Here is a 19,211-nt window from a genome sequence, read left to right on the forward strand (position 1 = left end):
AAAACGGGCCTGATGACAGACACTTCAAGTCTGGAAGTCTTCCAGAACCCTGAACATCCCTCATCAGGCCCGCTTGCTTCACTGCTCTACCCAAAAGCCGATGCCCTGCCCCGGCCCTGGATAGCAAGCTGCTTTACTGTGCCACGCAGTCCACGTAGTAACGCTTCTGACCGGAGGCATCCACCTCTTCCACAAAACCGTGGATATCCGTACCAAAGCCAGGACACTGACGATGCAGTTCACGCGAGAACTTCAGGAAATCCACAATCGTCTTGTTAAAGGCTTCGCCGGGAATCAGGAGCGGAATACCGGGTGGGTAAGGTGTGATCAAGTTGGTCGTCACGCGACCTTCCAGTTGGTCAATCTCGACCCGTTCCGTACGACGCTGGGCAATGCAGGCAAAAGCATCAGCCGGACGCATGACAGGCACCACATCCGACAGGTACATATCGGTCATCAAACGGGCAATGTCGTGCTTGGCGTACAACTGGTGCACGTGCTGGCACAAATCGCGCAAGCCCATTTCCTCGTAACAAGGATATTGGCGCGCAAACTGCGGCAGAACTCGCCAGACAGGCAGGTTGCGGTCGTAATCGTCCTTGAACTGTTGCAGCGCTGTGACCAGAGAGTTCCAGCGGCCTTTGGTAATGCCGATGGTGAACATGATGAAGAAGCTGTACAGGCCAATCTTCTCCACAATCACGCCGCGTTGCGCCAGAAACTTGGTCACGATAGAAGCTGGAATACCGGTTTCACCAAATGTGCCTGTCAGATCCAGGCCGGGGGTAACAATCGTGGCCTTGATCGGATCCAGCATATTGAAGCCATCAGCCAGCGGGCCGAAACCGTGCCACTCGCTATGCTCCGCATCGTCCGTAATGATCCAGTCCTCAGGCTTGCCCACACCGTCTTCTGCCAGTGTTGGCGGGCCCCAGACCTTGAACCACCAATCGTCTTCATCAAACTGCGATTCGACCTTGCGCATGGCACGGCGGAAATCCAGGGCTTCAATAATGCTTTCCTCAACCAGCACACGACCACCGGGTGGCTCCATCATGGCAGCGGCCACGTCGCAAGACGCAATAATCGCGTACTGCGGGCTGGTGCTGGTGTGCATCAGATAGGCTTCATTGAACAAATGACGATCCAGGCTACGAGTGACCGAGTCCTGTGCCAGCACGTGGCTGGCCTGGCTCAAACCGGCCAGCAGCTTATGCGTCGACTGGGTGGAGAACACCATGGTTTCTTGCGGACGCGGACGGTTCTTGCCCATGGCGTGAAACTGACCATAGAAGGGATGGAAAGCCGCGTGCGGAATCCAGGCTTCATCAAAATGCAGCACTTCCACGTAACCATCCACGGCATTCTTGATCACCTGGGTGTCGTAAATAATGCCGTCGTAGGTGGATTGGGTCAGCGTCAGCACACGGGGTTTGACCGTATCGGCATCCAGATGCGAGAGCAAGGGGTGCTTGCGGATCTTCTCGCGAATGGTCTCGATATCAAATTCGCTGCGCGCAATCGGGCCAATAATCCCGAAGTGGTTACGCGTAGGACGCAGAAACACGGGGATAGCCCCCGTCATCACAATGCTGTGCAGGATGGATTTGTGGCAGTTGCGGTCTACCACCACCACATCGCCCGGAGCCACGGCATGGTGCCAGACAATCTTGTTGCTGGTGCTAGTGCCGTTGGTCACGAAAAAGCAGTGATCAGCGTTGAAAATACGCGCGGCATTGCGTTCGCTGGCGCCAATGGCTCCGTTGTGGTCCAGCAGTTGGCCCAGTTCCTCGACGGCATTGCAGACGTCGGCACGCAGCATGTTCTCGCCAAAGAATTGGTGGAAGATCTGCCCGACCGGGCTTTTCAGAAAGGCCACGCCGCCGGAGTGGCCGGGGCAATGCCATGAATACGAGCCATCCTCGGCGTAATCGAGCAAGGCTTTCAGAAATGGAGGCTTGACGCCTTCCACGTAGCTGCGCGCTTCACGCACGATATGACGCGCCACGAACTCGGGCGTGTCCTCGAACATGTGAATGACGCCTTGCAGCTCGCGCAAGATATCGTTTGGCATATGACGAGCCGTTTTGGTCTCGCCATACACATAGATAGGTACATCGGTATTGCGACGACGCACAGCCCGAATAAAGGCACGCAGATTGACCAGCGCCGGGGCGCTGTCTCCATCTTGCGTGAACTCCTCATCATCGATGGACAAAATAAACGCGCTGGCACGACTTTGCTGCTGGGCAAATTGACTCAGATCGCCATAACTGGTGGTTCCCAACACCTCGAAGCCTTCGGCCTCGATCGCATCTGCTAATACACGAATGCTCAGACCAGACGCATTTTCAGAACGAAAATCCTCATCGATGATCACAATGGGGAATTGATATTGCATGCCATGTCCTTAATACAAGGGAGTGCCGCAGGGGCGGCAAAAAAAGGGAGGGACGTCAGTCGCTTTTGCGCAGCAGATCGTACCGTGTTTCACGTCCCGTCATGTGACACTTGCTTTTCCCTACGTCCTTGGGCATAATTCTACATGTCCCAGGACAAAACAAAAGGCGTGGTGACAGATTGGCTATGTGACGGACTGCAAATCCGTTCAGGTTGGTTCGATTCCAGCACACGCCTCCATCTTGCTTGCATTCAAGACAGACAAAACTGGCCTTCTTTCCGGTTTTGATCACACAGAAAAAGTCGCCATTACGGCGATTTTTTTATTCCCTTTTCCTGCATATCAAATCCTTGTACTACGCGCTGCGGCCAAGCCCTTTCATCGGTTTTGGCCCACCGTTCCAACTTGGCCTGCAATTTAACACAAGCAGGCACGTGATCTGCGCAAAAAACCCTCTTTTTCGTGCCCTAAAAACATCAATCTGCCCCAAGCGCGCTTTGGGTCTTGCCGCCTGACTTTGTGGCTGTTACATGCAGATGGTTTGAGGACAAATTTATTGTCTGAAAATGTCTGTTTTTCACTACGACCTAGAACAAAGCCCCGGCTCATCGGCCATTTTCATCCTGTCGGTGGCGCTGGCTTTAAAACCAGTCCCTGGCTAGCGCTGATATGATGGCGGCATTCGCGCACGCTAAGCGCCATCCTGCCCGTTTCCAACAGGCTGATGGCCGCCTCTGCACTACCTTTATCGACAAAGCCCTGTACAAGCGGCTTTCTCTGATTTACCGAGATTGTCTGACACCATGAAACTCACCACCTGGAACGTGAACTCTCTGAACGTCCGTCTTCCCCAAGTTCTGGACTGGCTCAAGGCCAACCCCGTAGACGTACTGTGTCTGCAAGAGCTCAAACTGCCCGACGAGCGTTTTCCCTTGGAGGCTTTTCAGGAAATGGGTTATCACGCTCACTGGGCGGGTCAGAAAACCTATAACGGCGTGGCCCTGATTTCGCGTGAGCCTGGTACGGATGTGCAACGCAATCTACCCAACTACGAAGACCCACAGCAGCGTTTGCTGGCCGCTACTTACCCCTCGCCTGACGGCCCGGTGCGTGTGATCTGTGCCTACTGCCCCAACGGGCAATCGCTGGAAAGCGAAAAGTACACCTACAAGCTGGAATGGTTTGCCGCCTTGCACGACTGGCTGGAAAAAGAATTGCAGCAGTATCCCCGTCTGGCCATTCTGGGCGACTATAATATTGCCCCAGCCGACCAGGACGTTTACGACCCGGTCAAGTGGGGAGTCGATGTTCTGGTATCCCCGCCCGAGCGCGCCGCGTTCGAGCGTTTGCTGGCACTGGGCCTGCACGATGCCTACCGCCTGTTTGAACAAAGCGGCAGCCCCTTTACCTGGTGGGACTATCGTCGTTTTGCCTTCCGCCGCGATGCCGGGCTGCGCATTGACCACGCCCTGCTGTCCGACGCGCTCAAGGCCCGTTGCACGGCCTGCGATATTGACCGCGAACCGCGCGCCAATGAACAGCCCTCGGATCACGCACCCGTTACCGCTACCTTGTCTTTTAGCTGACACACTCATTTCATTATGCAAATTCAAAGCCAAATCATCGAGCAGACTGACTCGGCCTATGTGCTTGAGATCACCTTGGAAGAGGAGCACAAGGTCTGGGCCTATCTGGCCATCAGCGAGCCTGATCTGGATGCGGTCGCCCATATTGTTCCGCCCGAGCAATTCGAAGCCGGTGGCGATGTGCACGTGATGGCCATTGCCCAGCCCGAAGATGCCCCGCAGGAAGTGGAGGACGTTCTGTTCTCCATGAACCCCAATGACACGGTGGTCTTTCTGTGCGCGGACCAGGCCAGCGTCATGGCCGTCTTGAATGAGTTTGGGCAAAACGACCCAAGCAGCAATTAATTCTTTTATAAAAATCTACTTCTAGAGTCTGCTCTCCATGTCCACGAGCTATCCTGGCACTGTTTTTATGGTTGTCGCCCCCAGCGGGGCGGGCAAATCCAGTCTGGTCAACGCCCTTCTGGCCAACGATTCCAACATCATGCTGTCCATCTCGGCCACCACGCGCGCGCCTCGCCCGGGCGAGAGCGACGGCCAGCACTATTTCTTTGTGGACAAAGCGCGCTTTGAAAAGATGGTCGCAGAAAACGCGATGCTGGAATGGGCCAAGGTGCATGACAACTACTACGGCACGCCCCGCGAACCCATTCAGAAAGCCCTGAATGCAGGCCGCGATGTGTTGCTGGAAATTGACTGGCAAGGCGCCCGCCTGGCGCGTGAACATTTCCCCGAAGCCGTCGGCATTTTCATTCTGCCGCCCTCCTTGCCCACCTTGCAGGCCCGTTTGCGCAAACGTGGACAGGATAGCGAAGAGATCATCGCCCGCCGCCTCGAGGCTGCCGAGCACGAAATCGCCCATGTTCATGACTGTCAATATGCTATTATCAATGAGGATTTTGATACGGCATTACAGCAGCTATTGAGTATTGTGCAGGCCAGTCGTTTGCGCACTGCCACTCAGTCAGTACGGCATCGCCAACTCTTTCAACAATTAGGCGCAGATGCCCTGCTGAATCAGGGCTGATCTCCTTCTTATTACTTTTTGATAACAGGTCTACTATGGCTCGCATCACTATCGAGGACTGCCTGGAGCAAGTCCCCAATCGCTTTAAGCTCACCTTGGCAGCCGCCTACCGTGCGCGCGAACTGGCTCAAGGCCACGAACCACGCCTGGAAAGCAAGAACAAGCCTACGGTTACCGCCCTGCGAGAAATCGCCTCCGGCGCGACCGGTCTGGAAATGCTGCGCAAAGTTCCTACCTGATAGGCACAGGCGGAGCACGGTATGGCATTTTCTGGTTTACGGGGCGCATCGTCTGGGCTGTTGGCCGTCCTTAAAAAAGGTTCACGGCTAGGTCGTCGCAAGCCTAAAGACAAGAACACCCCGGCACTGGCACAAGCTGCCCAGGAAAGTGCCAGTCCTCCTATTGCCTCGCTGGCTCCGCTCACCAAGATCATCTCGCAGTACCTGGACCCGAAAGATGTAGAACGGGTACGGGAGGCCTATCGTTTCTCCGATCAGGCCCATTTGGGGCAGTTTCGCGCCAGTGGCGAACCCTATATCTCGCACCCCATTGCCGTCACGGAAATCTGTGCGGGCTGGAAGCTGGATACTGATGCCTTGATGTCGGCCCTGCTGCATGACGTGATCGAAGATCAGGACGTCACCAAGCAGGAACTGGCTGAAAAGTTCGGGACCGATGTGGCCGAGATTGTGGACGGCCTGTCCAAGCTGGAACGCCTGGAATTTGCCACCAAGACGCAGCAACAGGCCGACAGCTTCCGCAAGATGCTGCTGGCCATGTCACGCGACGTGCGCGTGATTCTGATCAAGCTGGCCGACCGTTTGCACAATATGCGCACGCTGGATGCGGTCAAGCCGGAAAAACGCCGCCGCGTCGCCCAGGAAACGCTGGATATTTACGCTCCGATCGCGCATCGCCTGGGCCTGAACGCCCTGTTCCGCGAGCTGCAGGATCGCTGCTTCAAGGCCATCTACCCCAATCGCTACAAGGTGCTGCACAAGGCCTTGCTGGCAGCGCGTGGCAATCGCCGTGAAGTGCTGGGCAAGATCACCGAAGCCGTCAAGATCGCCCTGCCTGCCGCCGGGATTGACGCCGAAATTTCCGGCCGTGAGAAGTCGCTCTACAGTATTTTCTGCAAGATGGTCGAGCAGAAGAAGTCCTTTTCGGACGTGCTGGATATTTACGGCTTTCGCGTCATTGTTCATACCCTGCCCGAGTGCTATTTGTCCTTGGGTACGCTGCACCAGCTGTATCGCCCCGTACCGGGCAAATTCAAGGACTACATTGCCATCCCCAAAGTGAATGGCTACCAGTCCCTGCACACTACCTTGATTGGCCCCTACGGCACCCCTGTCGAGTTCCAGTTCCGCACCCGCGAAATGGACCACGTGGCAGAAGAAGGCGTGGCCTCTCATTGGCTGTACAAAGAAGACGACGTTACCCTGAACGATCTGCAAAAGCGCACACACCGCTGGCTGCAATCCTTGCTGGATATCCAAAGCCAGACGGGCGACTCTACAGAATTCCTGGAACACGTCAAAGTTGACCTGTTCCCCGATGCCGTTTACGTCCATACGCCCAAAGGCAAGATTATTTCCCTGCCTCGTGGTGCGACTCCGGTGGACTTTGCTTACAGCATTCACACCGATATCGGCAATCACGCTGTTGCTTCCAAAATCAATGGCGAGTTTGCCCCGCTGCGCACCGAGCTGAAAAGCGGTGACTCGGTAGAGATCATTACCTCCCCCGCCGCTCGCCCAAGCGCTCAGTGGCTGAACTACGTCCGTTCGGGCCGCGCCCGTTCGGAAATCCGCCATTACCTGCGCACGGTTAAATACGAAGAATCCGTGGCGTTTGGCCGCCGTCTGCTGGATCAAGCCTTTGACCAGCTAAGCCTGCCACATGCCACCGACGACGATCCCAACTGGGACAAGCTGGCCAAGGGTTCGGGCGCCGCATCTCGTGAAGAAATTCTGGCCGATATTGGCTTGGGCAAACGTTTGGCCGCCGTTGTAGCGCGCCGCTTTGCTCCAGAAAACCCCTTGCTGGAAACTACTGCGGCCGAGTTTGACGAAATTAACGCCAACACTTCTGCACCGATTCTGATTCACGGTAACGAAGGTCAGGCTGTACAGCTGGCACCGTGCTGTGGCCCCCTGCCCGGTGACGCCATTATTGGCGGCATCCGTCTGGGTCACGGTTTGGTTGTTCATATGGCTGAGTGTGCGGTGGCACAACGCGCCCAGGCCAAAGAGCCCGAACGTTGGGTTCCTGTCATGTGGGACAGCAATACTGCCCGCCACCTGTCCACCCGTCTGGATGTCACTGCGATCAACGAACGGGGTGTTCTTGGCCGTCTGGCTGCTGAAATTACCGATGCCGACTCCAACATCCTGCATATTTCCATGCCGGACGAATCGGCTGCAACCTCGGTGCTGCACCTGACCGTTCAGGTTGATAGCCGTACCCACCTGGCACGCGTGATTCGCGCTATCCGTCACGTACCGCAAGTTCAGAAGATTGTGCGTGTGAAGGGCTAAACCCACTTGCAAACCAGCTTTCAGCCGTACAAAAAACGCCTGCTCAATAGCAGGCGTTTTTTATGGTTCAAATACGATCAAAGTCGACTACTAGGTCAAGGTCTCGCGCACATGTTGTTCCAAGGCCCGAATAAAAATATCCACTGGCTCATGCGCATAGTCGTCCTGCGGCAAGAATAGAGAGACGGACGGCAATGCAATTCCGTCGAAAGGCAAAGGGACTACTCGCACGACGCCCTGTTCGCTGAATTGTCGGGCTGAAATAGAACCCAGCAAAACCAATGCCTGGTTCTCGCGTAGCACCGTCAGATTCGCCAAGGTCAAAGTCGACTCCAGCAGACAGCGAGGCTCCTGAAAGCCCTGACGGGCCAACCAGAAAGCCAAAGTACGACGCAAAGGAGCACCTTGAGGGGGCAGGACCCATTCATAGCTCAGAGCATCTTCCCAATCCACCGTTGATTTGGAAAAAATAGGGTGCTGCGGCTCGGCTACCATCACAATAGATTCGTTATACAAATGCAGGGTGTCAAAGTCTTCCAGGTCCTGGCTATCCAGCACCCGACCCAAGACACAATCCAGGCGCCCGTCCCGCAAACGCTCCAATAGGCTGGCGCTGCTACCCTCCTCGATACGCAAAACCACATCCTGAGCAGCCGCCCGCATGGCGGCCAAGGCTCCCGGAATCACCGCCCCGCAGGCTGGCGACACCCCCACACGAACCCGTCCCTTTGCACCTTGTTGGGCGACCTGAACCTCTTCGCCCAAACCATCAACCAGCCCCAGAAAGCGCTGAGCACGCAGCACCAAGGCCGCACCCGCTGCAGTGGGTAGTACCCCACGATTACTGCGTTCATACAAAGTGGTACCGACCAAGGACTCGGCCTCCAGCAAAAGTTTGCTGGCCGCCGGCTGGCTCATGCCCATCATTTCTGCCGCGTGCTTCAGGCTTGCATGCTCCCCCAATGCTGCCAGCAACTCCAGATGTCGCAAACGAATACGACGCGACAAGGGAGGAAGTTGGGAGGAAATACTTGTATCCGCCATATCTTTACACTCCGTAAGCAGCTTCTTTGCCCCCAAGAAACTGAGCAAATAGAACCAAGGTTTGATGCAGCGCCGGGTCACCCCGAACATGAGGGCCCGGCACCAAGAATGCAGGGGCATCAATGCCTGAGTCACCCGCTAGTTCAATCGGCCTCGCCACTCCAGCCTGCTGCATAAAAGACGCCTGAGCCGCTGGCAAGCAGACCACGGCGTCTGATTGGGCCACTACTGTACTCAGACCGTGCCCGGCGGGGATCTTCCAAATGCGCGCAGGCGCTTCCATGCCGACCTTGGCCGTCCAGTCCTGGAACGCCCGATGCCAAGAAACCGCTAACGTTGGCAAAATCCAATCCAAAGCCTGTACATCCTTGGGACTCAAAGACTTACCCGTCTTCAACAAGGGATGATGCATTCTTAAAACAGGCACCACGCGACTGCTGATCCGTAACTGTCCAGCCCATTCATCATTCATAGGCTCGTCCAGCAAAACAGCATCGAGATCCGCCTGAAGCAAAAGCGGCAACACCTGTTCAAACTCCAGATCCAGCAAACGCAGCTTCAAGGATTGGGACTGACGCCAGCGCACAAAGGCATTGCCAAGCGCCATGCCGTGCAAATCCGACATATAGCCAATCTTGAGAACAGGGGCTTGTTTCTCGTGATGCCCAGCACCCCGATCAAGTACATCCAGCAAATGCCCCACACGTCGTAAAACCAATCTCCCTAGTGTTGTTGGCTCGATGCCTTGCCGACTGCGTGTAAACAAAGTCGCACCCATCTGCGCCTCGATCTCGGCCAAGGCCTTACTGACTGCAGATTGGGTCAAGGACAAATCGCGCGCAGCACTATGAATACTGGAATTCCGCCCTAAGGCGGCCAAAATCAAGAGTTGGCGCGGTTCCAACCGCTTCATCAGGCAGGGAAAAACACAAAGAAAAATTCGTTTCTGGTATTCATCATAGTTATAACAAGACGTGAATTTTTCATTAACTGGGAATAGATGGCTGAGCATACCATGAACTTCATGTTCAACACTTACCCGGATTTATCTATGTTCTCCCTTAAAACCCTGCTGATCGACCAAGCCCCTGTGGCCTGTTTATCGATAGACGGAAAGGACTACTCCATTAACGCCTTGTGCCAGCGTGTGAACTCCCCTGCCTTGCCTGACAGCGTGCTTGATCTGCTGGCACAGTGGGAGACGAATCTGCCCAAGCTAAAGAGTTTGGCTGAGCAAGCGGCAGCTCATACGGACCTGATTCTAAGTGAAGCAAACGCCACTCTGCCGCCCGTGCTATATCCCGGCAAGATTCTGTGTGCCGGCGCCAACTACTACGACCACCTGCAAGAAATGGGTGTGCCCGCAGAGAAAAAAGACCAGCGCCTGTTCTTCTTTTTCAAGCCCGCACGCCAGGCCGCCATTGGTGACGGCCAACACGCACCCATCCCCAAGAACTGCCAGAAATACGATTGGGAAATTGAACTGGCCATGGTGATTGGTAAAACTGCCAAAGACCTGACACTGGAAAACGCGATGGAGCACGTGGCCGGTTACACCATCGCTATTGACCTCTCGGCCCGCGACTTTGCCCGCGCCCCCGAGCAGTTCTACAAATTTGACTGGGTAGCCGCCAAAGCCAATGACGCCAGTTGCCCCATCGGCCCTGCCCTGATACCTGCCTGCTTCGTCAAGGATCCGCAAAACCTGGATCTGAAACTGGAGCTGAACGGCCAGCTCAAACAAGACGCCAACACCTCCGGCATGATTTTTGATCTGCGCGAGCAACTCGTGCGCCTGACAGAAATCATGACACTGGAACCCGGTGACATCGTCCTGACGGGCACCCCAGCTGGTGTCGGCGCAGCCCGAGGCGAGTTTCTGGCCCCCGGCGACCAGCTATACGCTCACATCAGCGGCCTGGGCACGCTGAGCACCACGATTGCCTAAGCCCTTTCTTTTCATCATCAGGAGATCAACATGAGCATTGAACGCTTTCACCAAAACAAGAACATGAGCAAATACGTCATTCACGACAAAATTGTGTATATGTCGGGGCAAGTCGCCATGGACCCATCCGGCTCGTTTGAAGAACAGCTGCACCAGATTCTGAGTCAGATTGACGAGCAATTTGAGGAAATCGGCATAGACCGTAGTCACATTCTGCGTGCCATGATCTGGATCGACGACTACAAGAAATGGCCCTTATTGAACGAGATCTGGAATGCCTGGATTCCCGCGGACAAAAAACCAGCCCGCTCCTGCGTTGAATCCAAGCTCGCCTTTCCACAATACCAAGTCGAAGTTGAAATAACCGCCGCACTCTGATTTCAAGGCAGAGCGCGACACCGGGAGACATTATGAAAAAAATCAAAATAAATGTGGGCGCAGCAATCATTACTTCCTTTCTCTGCGCTGGGGGCGTGGGGACGGCTCAGGCTGACTCGGCGGCAAGCGCCAGGATTCTGGTGGGCTTTCCAGCCGGGGGAAATGTGGATATGGTCGCAAGACTGATTGCCCCTGATCTGTCCAAAGCATTAGGACGACCGGTGATCGTGGACAATCGACCGGGAGCCTCCGGGCGACTTGCGATCAATTTGGCCACCACCTCGGCACCTGATGGCTCAACCTTTATTTTGACTCCCGGAGTGGCGCTCACCCTATATCCGCATACCTTCACCGAGCTACGCTACGAGCCCTTCAAGGATCTGACTCCTGTCAGCAATGCGGTGAACTGGAACCTGGGGCTGGCTGTGCCCAGCAGTTCGGGCATCAAGAACTTTGCGGACTATGTGCAAAGCATCAAAGCCGACCCGAATCAAACCTTTTTTGCCAGTTCCTCTACCGGCAGCGGTCAGCATCTGGCCGGACTGTACTTGGGACAGACTCTGGGCGTAGCACTGGAACATGTAGGCTACAAAGGAGCCAGCGAAGCCATCGTGGCTCTGGTTGGCGCACAAGTCCCGGCAGCAGTACTGAATATTGGAGAGCTGATTAAGCAATCCGAAGCAGGCAAGATCAAGGTACTGGCGCTATTTGACAGCAAGCGGGACCCCTTGTTGCCGGACACCCCTTCCATTGCCGAGCTGGGTTATCCGCAATTGGAAATCAATGGCTGGCTGGCCTTCTATGCTCCTGCAGGCACCCAGCCTGAGCTTGTACAAGCAGCACAAGCGTCCATTGCCACGACCTTGAACAATGCAGCGGTAAAAGAAAAGTTGCGTTTGGCGGGCATGCAAAGTGCCAGCAGCACACCCGAGGAACTGGACGCCAAAGGCAAGAAAGAGTTCGAGCATTGGCAGACAGTCATCCAAAGCCTGCCAAACTTCAGCAAGTTTTAAACAGGAATCAAACCGCCCTTGAAAAGGCCCAGGCAGGCAGCGGCAAGCTCAGCAATCCACTTCCGACCTGCCTTCAACCTGCTTCAAGGGCAAAATAAGGCTGAACTAAACGCCAACGTAAGCCACGCACAGGCCATAGGCCAGCACGCCAGTCAGTGTTGAACCCGCAATGCCACCTGGCCAGCGCCGGCCCAGCAGCACCCCTGCCAGACCTGCCAGCAAAGGCGGCAAGTCCAGGGACATATGTTCAGGGCGCAGCAAGGAGATCAGGGACACGACCAGCAAGGACACCACACCTGCCGGGCCAATGGCCCCAAACAGGCGTGGCCAGATCGAAGCGCGGCTGGGGTCCGCCTTGCCTTGTCGTCCACCCAGACGCAAAGGCAGGTAACGAATCAAAAATGTGCCCAGGCCCGCCAGCACAATCATGAGCAGAAAACTCCAATCCATCTCTACTCCTTAAGCGCGGCGCAGGGCCATCAAACCACCGGCCAGCATGCCGACAATAATCGCCAGATACGATGGCAAGAAAGCCATAGCCAGAACAGCCCCTGCAGCGGCAGCCACCAACACCGGCACAGGTGCAGATCGGCGGATTTCCAGCAACAGGGCAAAGAACAAGGCGGGCAAGACAAAACCCAGCGTCTTCTCCAGCACGGGAGATTGACCCAGCAAATCGCTAGCGAAGAAGGCCCCTACGGCAGTGCCCAGCACCCAGGACAGGTAAGAGCCCAGTTGCAAGCCGCAGTACCAGGACTCCTGCTCCTGGGCCGGTTGGCGGGCTACTCCGGCTGCGGAAGCGGCAAAGACCTCATCGGTCAGGCCGGGAGCCATGAACAGACTGGAGACAGTTCTTGGGCCGGTAAAAAAGCCCATCAAGGTTGGGCCATAGAACACATGGCGCAGGTTCATGAGTAGCACAATACCCAAAATGCTGGGATAGGCGGCACCTGCCACCAGCAGACTGATCAAAATGAACTGACTGGCCCCCGCGTACACAATCAGGGACACCATCACTGCCAGCCAGGGTGACAAGCCCGCGTGCACAGCGCTCAAACCAAAGGAAATCGCAACGGGGACATAGCCCAGGGCGATAGAGGCGCTGTCTCGCAAGCCCCGTCGATATGCCGAACCGATGATCATGAAAAACCTTGCAGGGCCTGCCTAGGCCTGGAATGCACCAATAAAGATGGCGGGGTCCACCCGTGCGTTATTCAGACTGACGTTCCAGTGCAAATGAGGGCCAGTCGCACGGCCCGTTGCGCCGGAACGCGCCACCACATCGCCCCTGCTGACACGATCACCTACGCGCACATCAAAAGCCGACAAGTGACAGAACATGGTGATCAGGCCCTGACCATGATCCACAAATACGGTTTTACCGTTAAAGAAGTAATCCGCCACAATGGTGACGATCCCGTCAGCGGGCACTTTTACTGCCGTGCCGGTAGGCGCGGCAAAGTCCAGGCCCGAATGTGGATTACGCTCTTCACCATTGAAGAAACGGCGCAAACCAAACGGACTGGTCAGGCGACCCGGTACCGGCTTTTCAAAGACCACATTGCTGGGGCCTTCTGTGCGGAAGCTGGCATATGCCTGCATCTGCTCCTCATATTCACGCTCAAAACGGGCTTGCTGTTGCGGGTCCGGATTCACATGCGACTTGTTTTTCAAGGTGATGCGCTGCTCGCGGTAACGCTTGCTGCCAACCTGAAACGCCACGCCCGACCGCCCTTGCACGGAAATGCTGTGCTGGCCTGCTTGGGTTTTCAGATCCAGTCCGACAATCGCTTTCCAACGCTGATCAGCATCCTGAATCACCAGCACACGGTTGCCATTGAAGTGCACCACCGGCGCTGAGCCACCCGCCCCAAGGTCCAGCACAGCCACCCCGCCCGGCACAGGGCGATGCAAGGTGCGTTCGATAAAAGTGCCCTGACCAGGCGCAGCATAGGCCAAGTACGGTGCCGTCAGGCCCCAAACAGTTGCGGCGCCTAAAAGGCGCCGCCGTACCAGGGAAATATCAGTGTGATTCATCAGAATGCTCTTTGAAAAACACCCCTGGAGCCTGCTGGCTCCAGGGTTACAGGCTCTGATTCAAGCCGCTTTATTCATTTTCGCCTGTGGAGGTCAACTCTTTTTCTGCTTCTGGCAGAATCTGAACCTTCTCTTCCACACGCATGGCTTGCAGAACGGCCTGGGTCTCGGTGCGTGCCATGGCTTGAGTCAACTGTGCTGTCAACATGTCCAGACCAGGGTTGCCGGACTTGCCGGGCTCATGGCTCAGAATCTGCACCACGGTGTAGCCCTGGGGCTGGCGATCCCCCACATAGGCAGGCAGCTTGTCCACGGGATTGGCCAGAACCTTGTTCAGCAAGGCTTCGTCCATCTCGGGGAATTCTGCACGGCTCACGGCAAACTGGGCCGAGAAGTTCTCAGGTTCGGTACCGGCTTGCAACTGCTTCAGGTAGTCCTCACCGGCTTGAACCGCCAAGGCAGCCGCTTTTTCACGGCGCAGGTTTTCCTCAGCAATAGTGCGTACTTTATCCAGTGCAGGCACATGAGCCTCGGTAACGTCGGTTACGCGCAGGGCAATCAAGGTGTCAGGCGACACCTCTACAACGCCTGCATTCTTGCGCGAAGCCAGAGTTTCAGCATTGAACAAGGCTTGGCGAACACGGCGGTCATCCAGCACGGCTGCATCGGGGCTATTGGCGGCGGCCAGCTCACCTTCAACTTGCGAAGCAGGAATCAAACCTTGGCGGCTGATGCCTTCAGCCTGCTTCAGAGTCAGGCCCAAGGCATTGGCGGCGGCTTCCAGATTGTCTTCGTTGTCGTAAACCAGATTGGTCAGCTTGCTGGCCATATCGGCAAAGCGCTCGGAAGCCAGCTGCTTGCGCACTTCATCCTGCACCTTGCTGCGAGCTTGCTCAAAGGACTCGCCTTGTTCGGGCTGAACTTCGTTGCTCTTGAAAATGTGGAAACCGTTGGGGCCTTCAATCACGCCAGACACATCACCTTTTTTCAAGGCAAATACAGCGCTTTCCAGCACGGACGGCCAGGAGCCTTTGCTGATCCAGCCCAGTTCGCCACCTTCACGGGCGCTACCCTCGTCCTGGGAGTTGGCACGGGCTAGGTCGGCAAAGCCTTCTTTATTGGCCTGGGCTTTTTCAGCCAGTTCGCGAGCCTTGGTCTGGGCCGCTTCACGTTCGGTATCGGAGGCACCGGCGGGCAATGTCACCAGAATGTGACTGATGTTCACACGGCCAGCTTGCACGTAACGAGCCTTGTTTTGCTCGTAGTATTGCTTGAGCTGATCGTCGGTAGGTGTCGCCAGATCTTTGGAGGCCGCTGCTTCATTCAGCAGCAGGTATTCCACTTTAACTTGCTGGGGCAATTCCAGCGATTGCTTGTTGGCGTCATACCAGGCTTGCAGATCGGCATCGCTGATCTGAACCTTGGATTCGAAATCACGGGTCAAGAAGCTGCGTGTGCGTACACCACGCTCTTCGGTCAGAGCGATTTCCAGCTTGTTCATCACGCTGGGCAGCATGGAGGAGCTGGCAGCCACGGGACCGAGCACGCGTTGCAGGGCCATCTGGCCGCGCTGGCTTTGCTCGAAATCACGGGTATTGATGCCTGCCGAAGCCAGAACCTGGCTGTAAAGGGCGGGTGAGAAAGAACCGTTTTCCTGAAATTCCGGCATAGTGGCGATATAGTCGCGCAGGGCAATGTCGGAGACGTTAAAGCGAGCGGCAGTAGCCACTTCAATTTGTACACGCTGATCAATCAGGGATTCCAGCAATGCACGACGGCTTTCCAGGCTGTCAGCCTGGGCCAGATCAAAACCGGAAGGATTGTTGCGCTGCATATCGTCCAGCTGCATGCGGCGCGCACGATCAAATTCCTGGGACGTAATGGCGCTATCGCCAACTTTGACAATATCGCTATCGCCAGAAACGTAGCTGGAGTAGCCGCTGACGCCGATCAGTACAAAAGACGGCAGAATCAGCACTAACAGGACCAGCTGCATGACGCGTTGGTTCTTACGGATAATCTCGAACATTAATCATCACCTACTTTCGCTTGCAGCAGGGCGCTGCGGGTGGCGCATCAGGCCGGTGAGCCGGCTCGGCCTGAAAATATACCGTATATGAAAACCGTACAGTGTACAGCCCCGGTTAAAATAGTACATTGGCTTTTTATCACGCCTCTTGCGAGTCCGCCATGTCTTCAATGAATCATCACTGGCCCTACCCCGCTTTGATCGCCCACCGTGGCGCCGGCAAGATTGCCCCGGAGAACACCCTGGCCGCCATTCGGGTCGGTGCCCAGAACGGTTTTCGCATGATGGAGTACGACGTCAAACTGAGCCGTGATGCGGTTCCCGTGCTGCTGCACGATGACGAGCTGGACCGTACTTCCAATGGTCAGGGTATTGCCTCCAGGCTAACCTTGGCCGAGCTGTCCGCCCTGGACTTCGGTGCCTGGCATTCCTCGGCCTATGCCGGGGAGCCCATGCCCACATTAAGTTCGATAGCCGCCTTCACCCTGGCCAATCAAGTTCACAGCAACATCGAAATCAAGCCGACCACCGGGGACGAAGCCGAAACAGGCCGACTGGTCGCCCTGGCCGCCCAAGCCTTGTGGGCGCAGGCCAGCTTGCCGCCGCTGCTGTCGTCCTTTTCTGAACAGGCTCTGGAAGCAGCGCAGCAAGCCGCCCCCACCCTGCCCCGTGCCCTGCTGATTGAAGAAGAGGTTCCGGCCGACTGGCCCGAACGTCTGGAGCGTCTGGGCTGCATGGGTCTGAATTTGAATGACCGCTTTGTCACTCAGGCTTTGGTTCAGGCAATTCGACAAAAAGGCTATACCGTGGCTGTCTGGACCGTAAACGATGCCGAGCGGGTGCGCGAACTGCTGGATTGGGGGTGCAATGGCATTTTCACTGATAAAGTCACCACCATTCGCCCCGACACTCTTTAATTAAACCGCAACACCAGGATTTCTCTTGTTCAGTTACCGTCACGCCTTTCATGCTGGCAATCACGCGGACGTGCTCAAGCACGCCACTTTGCTGCATATCTTTAATTACTACGCTCAAAAAGACAGCGCTTTCAGCATCATCGATACCCACTGTGGTGCCGGTATCTATGATCTGGAGCACGACTGGGCGCAAACCAAGGGCGAGTTCTACGACGGCCTGGATCGGGTCTTGCAGCATGACGACTACCCGGAGCTGGTGGAACACTATATTGACGCCATTGCCGACCTGAACCCGGACGGGACCGCACGCTACTACCCCGGTTCACCCTGGCTGGCGCTGGAGCGCTTGCGCACGCAGGACAGCTTTCACGGCTTTGAACTGCACCCATCTGAATTCGAAGTCTTGAGCGACAACGTGGCGCAACTATTCCCCCAGGGAAACCGTCGGGTGCGCCTGTATCCGGAAAATGGGTTTGAACAGTTGGGACGCCTGCTACCGCCGCCCTCGCGACGTGCCATCGTGGTAATGGACCCCTCGTACGAGGCCAAATCCGACTACCAGCAGGTATTGAACAGTGTCAAAAACGCACTCAAGCGTTTTGCTCAAGCCTGTATTGTCGTGTGGTATCCCATTGTGCAGCGGCCCGAAGTACAGGCCTTGCAACGCAAGCTGGAGCAACTGGATACGCCCTGGCTGCATGTCAGCCTGTCGGTTCGTGCTCCGGCCAAAAATGGGTTGGGTTTGCATGGCAGTGGCCTGTTCATCAGCAATCCTCCCTGGACGCTGCTCAAAGCTCTGGAACAAAGCATGCCGTGGTTAACAAAAACGCTGGCCCAGGATGACAAGGCCAGCTTTCAACTTCGTCACTCGGGGCTGTAAGCCGCCCCTTTGCCTTCAGGCCAGGCTCTCGGATTCTTTCATGTAGCGCCACTGGCCCATAGGCAGGTCGCCCAGCACCAGATCGCCAATACGCACGCGCTTCAGACCCACCACTTTCAGGCCGACCAGCTCACACATGCGGCGAATCTGGCGTTTCTTGCCTTCGCGCAAGATGAAACGCAGCTGGTCATCGTTCTGCCAGGACACTTGGGCGGGCAGCAAGGGCTTGCCATCCAGGCTCAAACCAAAGTTCAGCAGTTCCAGGCCGCGCTCGCTCAGCTTGCCAGTGACACGTACCAGATATTCCTTGTCGATGACCGAGTCTTCGCCAATAATCTGCCGCGCAATACGACCATCCTGAGTCAGAATCAGCAATCCGGTGGAGTCGATATCCAGACGACCAGCCGGCGCCAGACCGCGCAAATGCGCCGGATCAAAGCGCTGGCTGCCGCGACCACCCTTGTACTGCGTAGAAGCGCCGATTAGGGAAACCGCATTGCGATAACCGGCTTCGGCTTGCCCCGACACATAGCCCACGGGCTTGTGCAGCAAGATAGTGGCACGTTGGGTCTGACGCTGACGCGCTTGTTTTTCCAGTGTGATTTTCTGATTAGGGTAGGCTTTGCTCCCCAGTTCAGAGACGATTTGACCGTCCACACGAACCCAGCCGCGCTCGATGAAAGCATCCGCCTCACGGCGTGAACACATGCCGCGCTGGGCCATTAATTTTGAGATACGTTCTTTTTCCATGAGCGCTATTTTATGGCTTTGGCGATAATACAGGACATGAAATTTCCCTCCAGCACAAAAAAACCCTGGCATGAGCAGGTTCACCCCTCTGCCACCCTTGCTCAAAAGTACTGGCTACACCGTCCCGGCGCCCTGACGGGCGGTCTGCGCCGCTTGGGCAAAGTCGATCTGGAAGTGGTCAGCGAATACGCTTGTCGCTTGAACCCGCAAGAAGCTGCTTTGATTCAAAAGCCGCCAGGCACGCTGGCCTGGATACGCGAGGTGTCCATGGCGGTGGACGGAATCCGCTGCGTGATTGCCCGCAGTTTCACCCCTCTGCCCGCCTCACACAGCGTCTGGCAAGGCATACGGCGGCTGCGCAGCCGTCCGCTGGCCGACATGCTTTATAACGATGCCCAGATACAACGTTCCGCCTTTTTAAGCTGCCGTTTGAATCGCGGCATGAGCTTTTTCCGCACCATTGAGCGCGCCCTGCACCCCAGTGGCGAGCCGGTTCCGCAGGCTCAACAGATTCTGTCGCGCTGCTCCGTCTTCTGGCGGCACGGTCAACCCCTCCTGGTGGCCGAATCCTTTATGCCAGCCTTCTGGGCACGTGGTGCTACACTGGTTTAGCTCATATTCAGCATTAGCTAATAAAACAAAGTTATATACAGAAACCAAC

The 19,211-nt window shown here is 56.1% G+C and carries 19 protein-coding genes and 1 tRNA gene; 12 read left to right on the forward strand and 8 right to left on the reverse strand.

What is annotated here, in order from left to right; translation table 11 throughout:
* Nucleotides 1-133: 133 nt before the first annotated feature.
* On the reverse strand, nucleotides 134-2,401 hold the full coding sequence (locus U2949_RS17435) for an arginine/lysine/ornithine decarboxylase (protein ID WP_021446542.1): 2,268 nt from the start codon (nucleotides 2,399-2,401) through the stop codon (nucleotides 134-136).
* 165 nt (nucleotides 2,402-2,566) lie between these two features.
* Between U2949_RS17435 and U2949_RS17440 the strand changes: the two genes are divergently transcribed.
* The 6 genes from U2949_RS17440 to U2949_RS17465 all read left to right on the forward strand — a co-directional run bounded on the left by U2949_RS17440 (nucleotide 2,567) and on the right by U2949_RS17465 (nucleotide 7,554).
* Nucleotides 2,567-2,640, forward strand: a tRNA-Cys gene (locus U2949_RS17440).
* Nucleotides 2,641-3,204: 564 nt separating this feature from the next.
* Nucleotides 3,205-3,987 (forward strand): exodeoxyribonuclease III, encoded by a 783-nt coding sequence (gene xth, locus U2949_RS17445; protein ID WP_203145797.1) that lies wholly within the window; start codon nucleotides 3,205-3,207, stop codon nucleotides 3,985-3,987.
* A gap of 15 nt (nucleotides 3,988-4,002) precedes the next feature.
* Nucleotides 4,003-4,332, forward strand: coding sequence for a hotdog family protein (locus tag U2949_RS17450; RefSeq protein ID WP_026483320.1), 330 nt, complete (start codon nucleotides 4,003-4,005; stop codon nucleotides 4,330-4,332).
* 37 nt (nucleotides 4,333-4,369) lie between these two features.
* The gene (gene gmk / locus U2949_RS17455; RefSeq protein WP_026483321.1) at nucleotides 4,370-5,014 is read left to right on the forward strand and encodes a guanylate kinase; all 645 of its coding nucleotides are present in this window, start codon (nucleotides 4,370-4,372) and stop codon (nucleotides 5,012-5,014) included.
* Between the two features lie 35 nt (nucleotides 5,015-5,049).
* Nucleotides 5,050-5,253, forward strand: coding sequence for a DNA-directed RNA polymerase subunit omega (gene rpoZ / locus U2949_RS17460; protein ID WP_003799665.1), 204 nt, complete (start codon nucleotides 5,050-5,052; stop codon nucleotides 5,251-5,253).
* Nucleotides 5,254-5,274: 21 nt separating this feature from the next.
* Nucleotides 5,275-7,554, forward strand: a complete 2,280-nt coding sequence (locus tag U2949_RS17465) for a RelA/SpoT family protein (protein WP_026483322.1) — start codon at nucleotides 5,275-5,277, stop codon at nucleotides 7,552-7,554.
* A 90-nt stretch (nucleotides 7,555-7,644) separates the two neighbouring features.
* On the opposite strand, the gene U2949_RS17470 is transcribed toward U2949_RS17465, so the two are convergent.
* Both U2949_RS17470 and U2949_RS17475 read right to left on the reverse strand, forming a co-directional pair.
* Nucleotides 7,645-8,598, reverse strand: a complete 954-nt coding sequence (locus U2949_RS17470; RefSeq protein ID WP_321289080.1) for a LysR substrate-binding domain-containing protein — start codon at nucleotides 8,596-8,598, stop codon at nucleotides 7,645-7,647.
* A gap of 4 nt (nucleotides 8,599-8,602) precedes the next feature.
* Complete coding sequence (locus U2949_RS17475) at nucleotides 8,603-9,610, reverse strand: LysR family transcriptional regulator (protein ID WP_321289082.1); 1,008 nt, start codon at nucleotides 9,608-9,610, stop codon at nucleotides 8,603-8,605.
* 39 nt (nucleotides 9,611-9,649) lie between these two features.
* Here U2949_RS17475 and U2949_RS17480 point away from each other — a divergent pair, with 39 nt between their 5' ends.
* Genes U2949_RS17480 through U2949_RS17490 form a run of 3 tightly spaced genes read left to right on the forward strand, consistent with a single transcriptional unit; the run spans nucleotide 9,650 to nucleotide 11,937 of the window.
* A complete protein-coding gene (locus U2949_RS17480; RefSeq protein WP_257722610.1) occupies nucleotides 9,650-10,546 on the forward strand; it encodes a fumarylacetoacetate hydrolase family protein in 897 nt (298 codons plus the stop codon).
* A 30-nt stretch (nucleotides 10,547-10,576) separates the two neighbouring features.
* Entirely contained in the window at nucleotides 10,577-10,924 is a 348-nt protein-coding gene (locus tag U2949_RS17485; RefSeq protein ID WP_239054302.1) for a RidA family protein, read from the forward strand.
* Between the two features lie 32 nt (nucleotides 10,925-10,956).
* A complete protein-coding gene (locus U2949_RS17490) occupies nucleotides 10,957-11,937 on the forward strand; it encodes a tripartite tricarboxylate transporter substrate-binding protein (protein WP_321289087.1) in 981 nt (326 codons plus the stop codon).
* A gap of 105 nt (nucleotides 11,938-12,042) precedes the next feature.
* Here U2949_RS17490 and U2949_RS17495 read toward each other — a convergent pair whose 3' ends face one another.
* The 4 genes from U2949_RS17495 to U2949_RS17510 form a co-directional block, all read right to left on the reverse strand.
* On the reverse strand, nucleotides 12,043-12,387 hold the full coding sequence (locus tag U2949_RS17495) for an AzlD domain-containing protein (RefSeq protein ID WP_026483327.1): 345 nt from the start codon (nucleotides 12,385-12,387) through the stop codon (nucleotides 12,043-12,045).
* A gap of 9 nt (nucleotides 12,388-12,396) precedes the next feature.
* Complete coding sequence (locus tag U2949_RS17500; RefSeq protein ID WP_257722612.1) at nucleotides 12,397-13,080, reverse strand: AzlC family ABC transporter permease; 684 nt, start codon at nucleotides 13,078-13,080, stop codon at nucleotides 12,397-12,399.
* A 21-nt stretch (nucleotides 13,081-13,101) separates the two neighbouring features.
* Nucleotides 13,102-13,974: a M23 family metallopeptidase gene (locus U2949_RS17505; protein WP_257722613.1), complete on the reverse strand. Its 873-nt coding sequence runs from the start codon at nucleotides 13,972-13,974 to the stop codon at nucleotides 13,102-13,104.
* A 70-nt stretch (nucleotides 13,975-14,044) separates the two neighbouring features.
* Nucleotides 14,045-16,003 (reverse strand): SurA N-terminal domain-containing protein, encoded by a 1,959-nt coding sequence (locus tag U2949_RS17510; protein ID WP_321289090.1) that lies wholly within the window; start codon nucleotides 16,001-16,003, stop codon nucleotides 14,045-14,047.
* A 170-nt stretch (nucleotides 16,004-16,173) separates the two neighbouring features.
* Here U2949_RS17510 and ugpQ point away from each other — a divergent pair, with 170 nt between their 5' ends.
* A complete protein-coding gene (gene ugpQ / locus U2949_RS17515) occupies nucleotides 16,174-16,920 on the forward strand; it encodes a glycerophosphodiester phosphodiesterase (protein WP_080655489.1) in 747 nt (248 codons plus the stop codon).
* 25 nt (nucleotides 16,921-16,945) lie between these two features.
* On the forward strand, nucleotides 16,946-17,800 hold the full coding sequence (locus U2949_RS17520) for a 23S rRNA (adenine(2030)-N(6))-methyltransferase RlmJ (RefSeq protein WP_026483332.1): 855 nt from the start codon (nucleotides 16,946-16,948) through the stop codon (nucleotides 17,798-17,800).
* 15 nt (nucleotides 17,801-17,815) lie between these two features.
* Here U2949_RS17520 and U2949_RS17525 read toward each other — a convergent pair whose 3' ends face one another.
* On the reverse strand, nucleotides 17,816-18,550 hold the full coding sequence (locus U2949_RS17525) for a pseudouridine synthase (RefSeq protein WP_009457119.1): 735 nt from the start codon (nucleotides 18,548-18,550) through the stop codon (nucleotides 17,816-17,818).
* Nucleotides 18,551-18,586: 36 nt separating this feature from the next.
* On the opposite strand from U2949_RS17525, the gene U2949_RS17530 reads away from it, so the two are divergent.
* A complete protein-coding gene (locus tag U2949_RS17530; RefSeq protein WP_026483333.1) occupies nucleotides 18,587-19,162 on the forward strand; it encodes a chorismate--pyruvate lyase family protein in 576 nt (191 codons plus the stop codon).
* Nucleotides 19,163-19,211: the final 49 nt, after the last annotated feature.

This window comes from Alcaligenes phenolicus (assembly GCF_032063905.1).
Taxonomy (GTDB): domain Bacteria; phylum Pseudomonadota; class Gammaproteobacteria; order Burkholderiales; family Burkholderiaceae_B; genus Alcaligenes; species Alcaligenes phenolicus.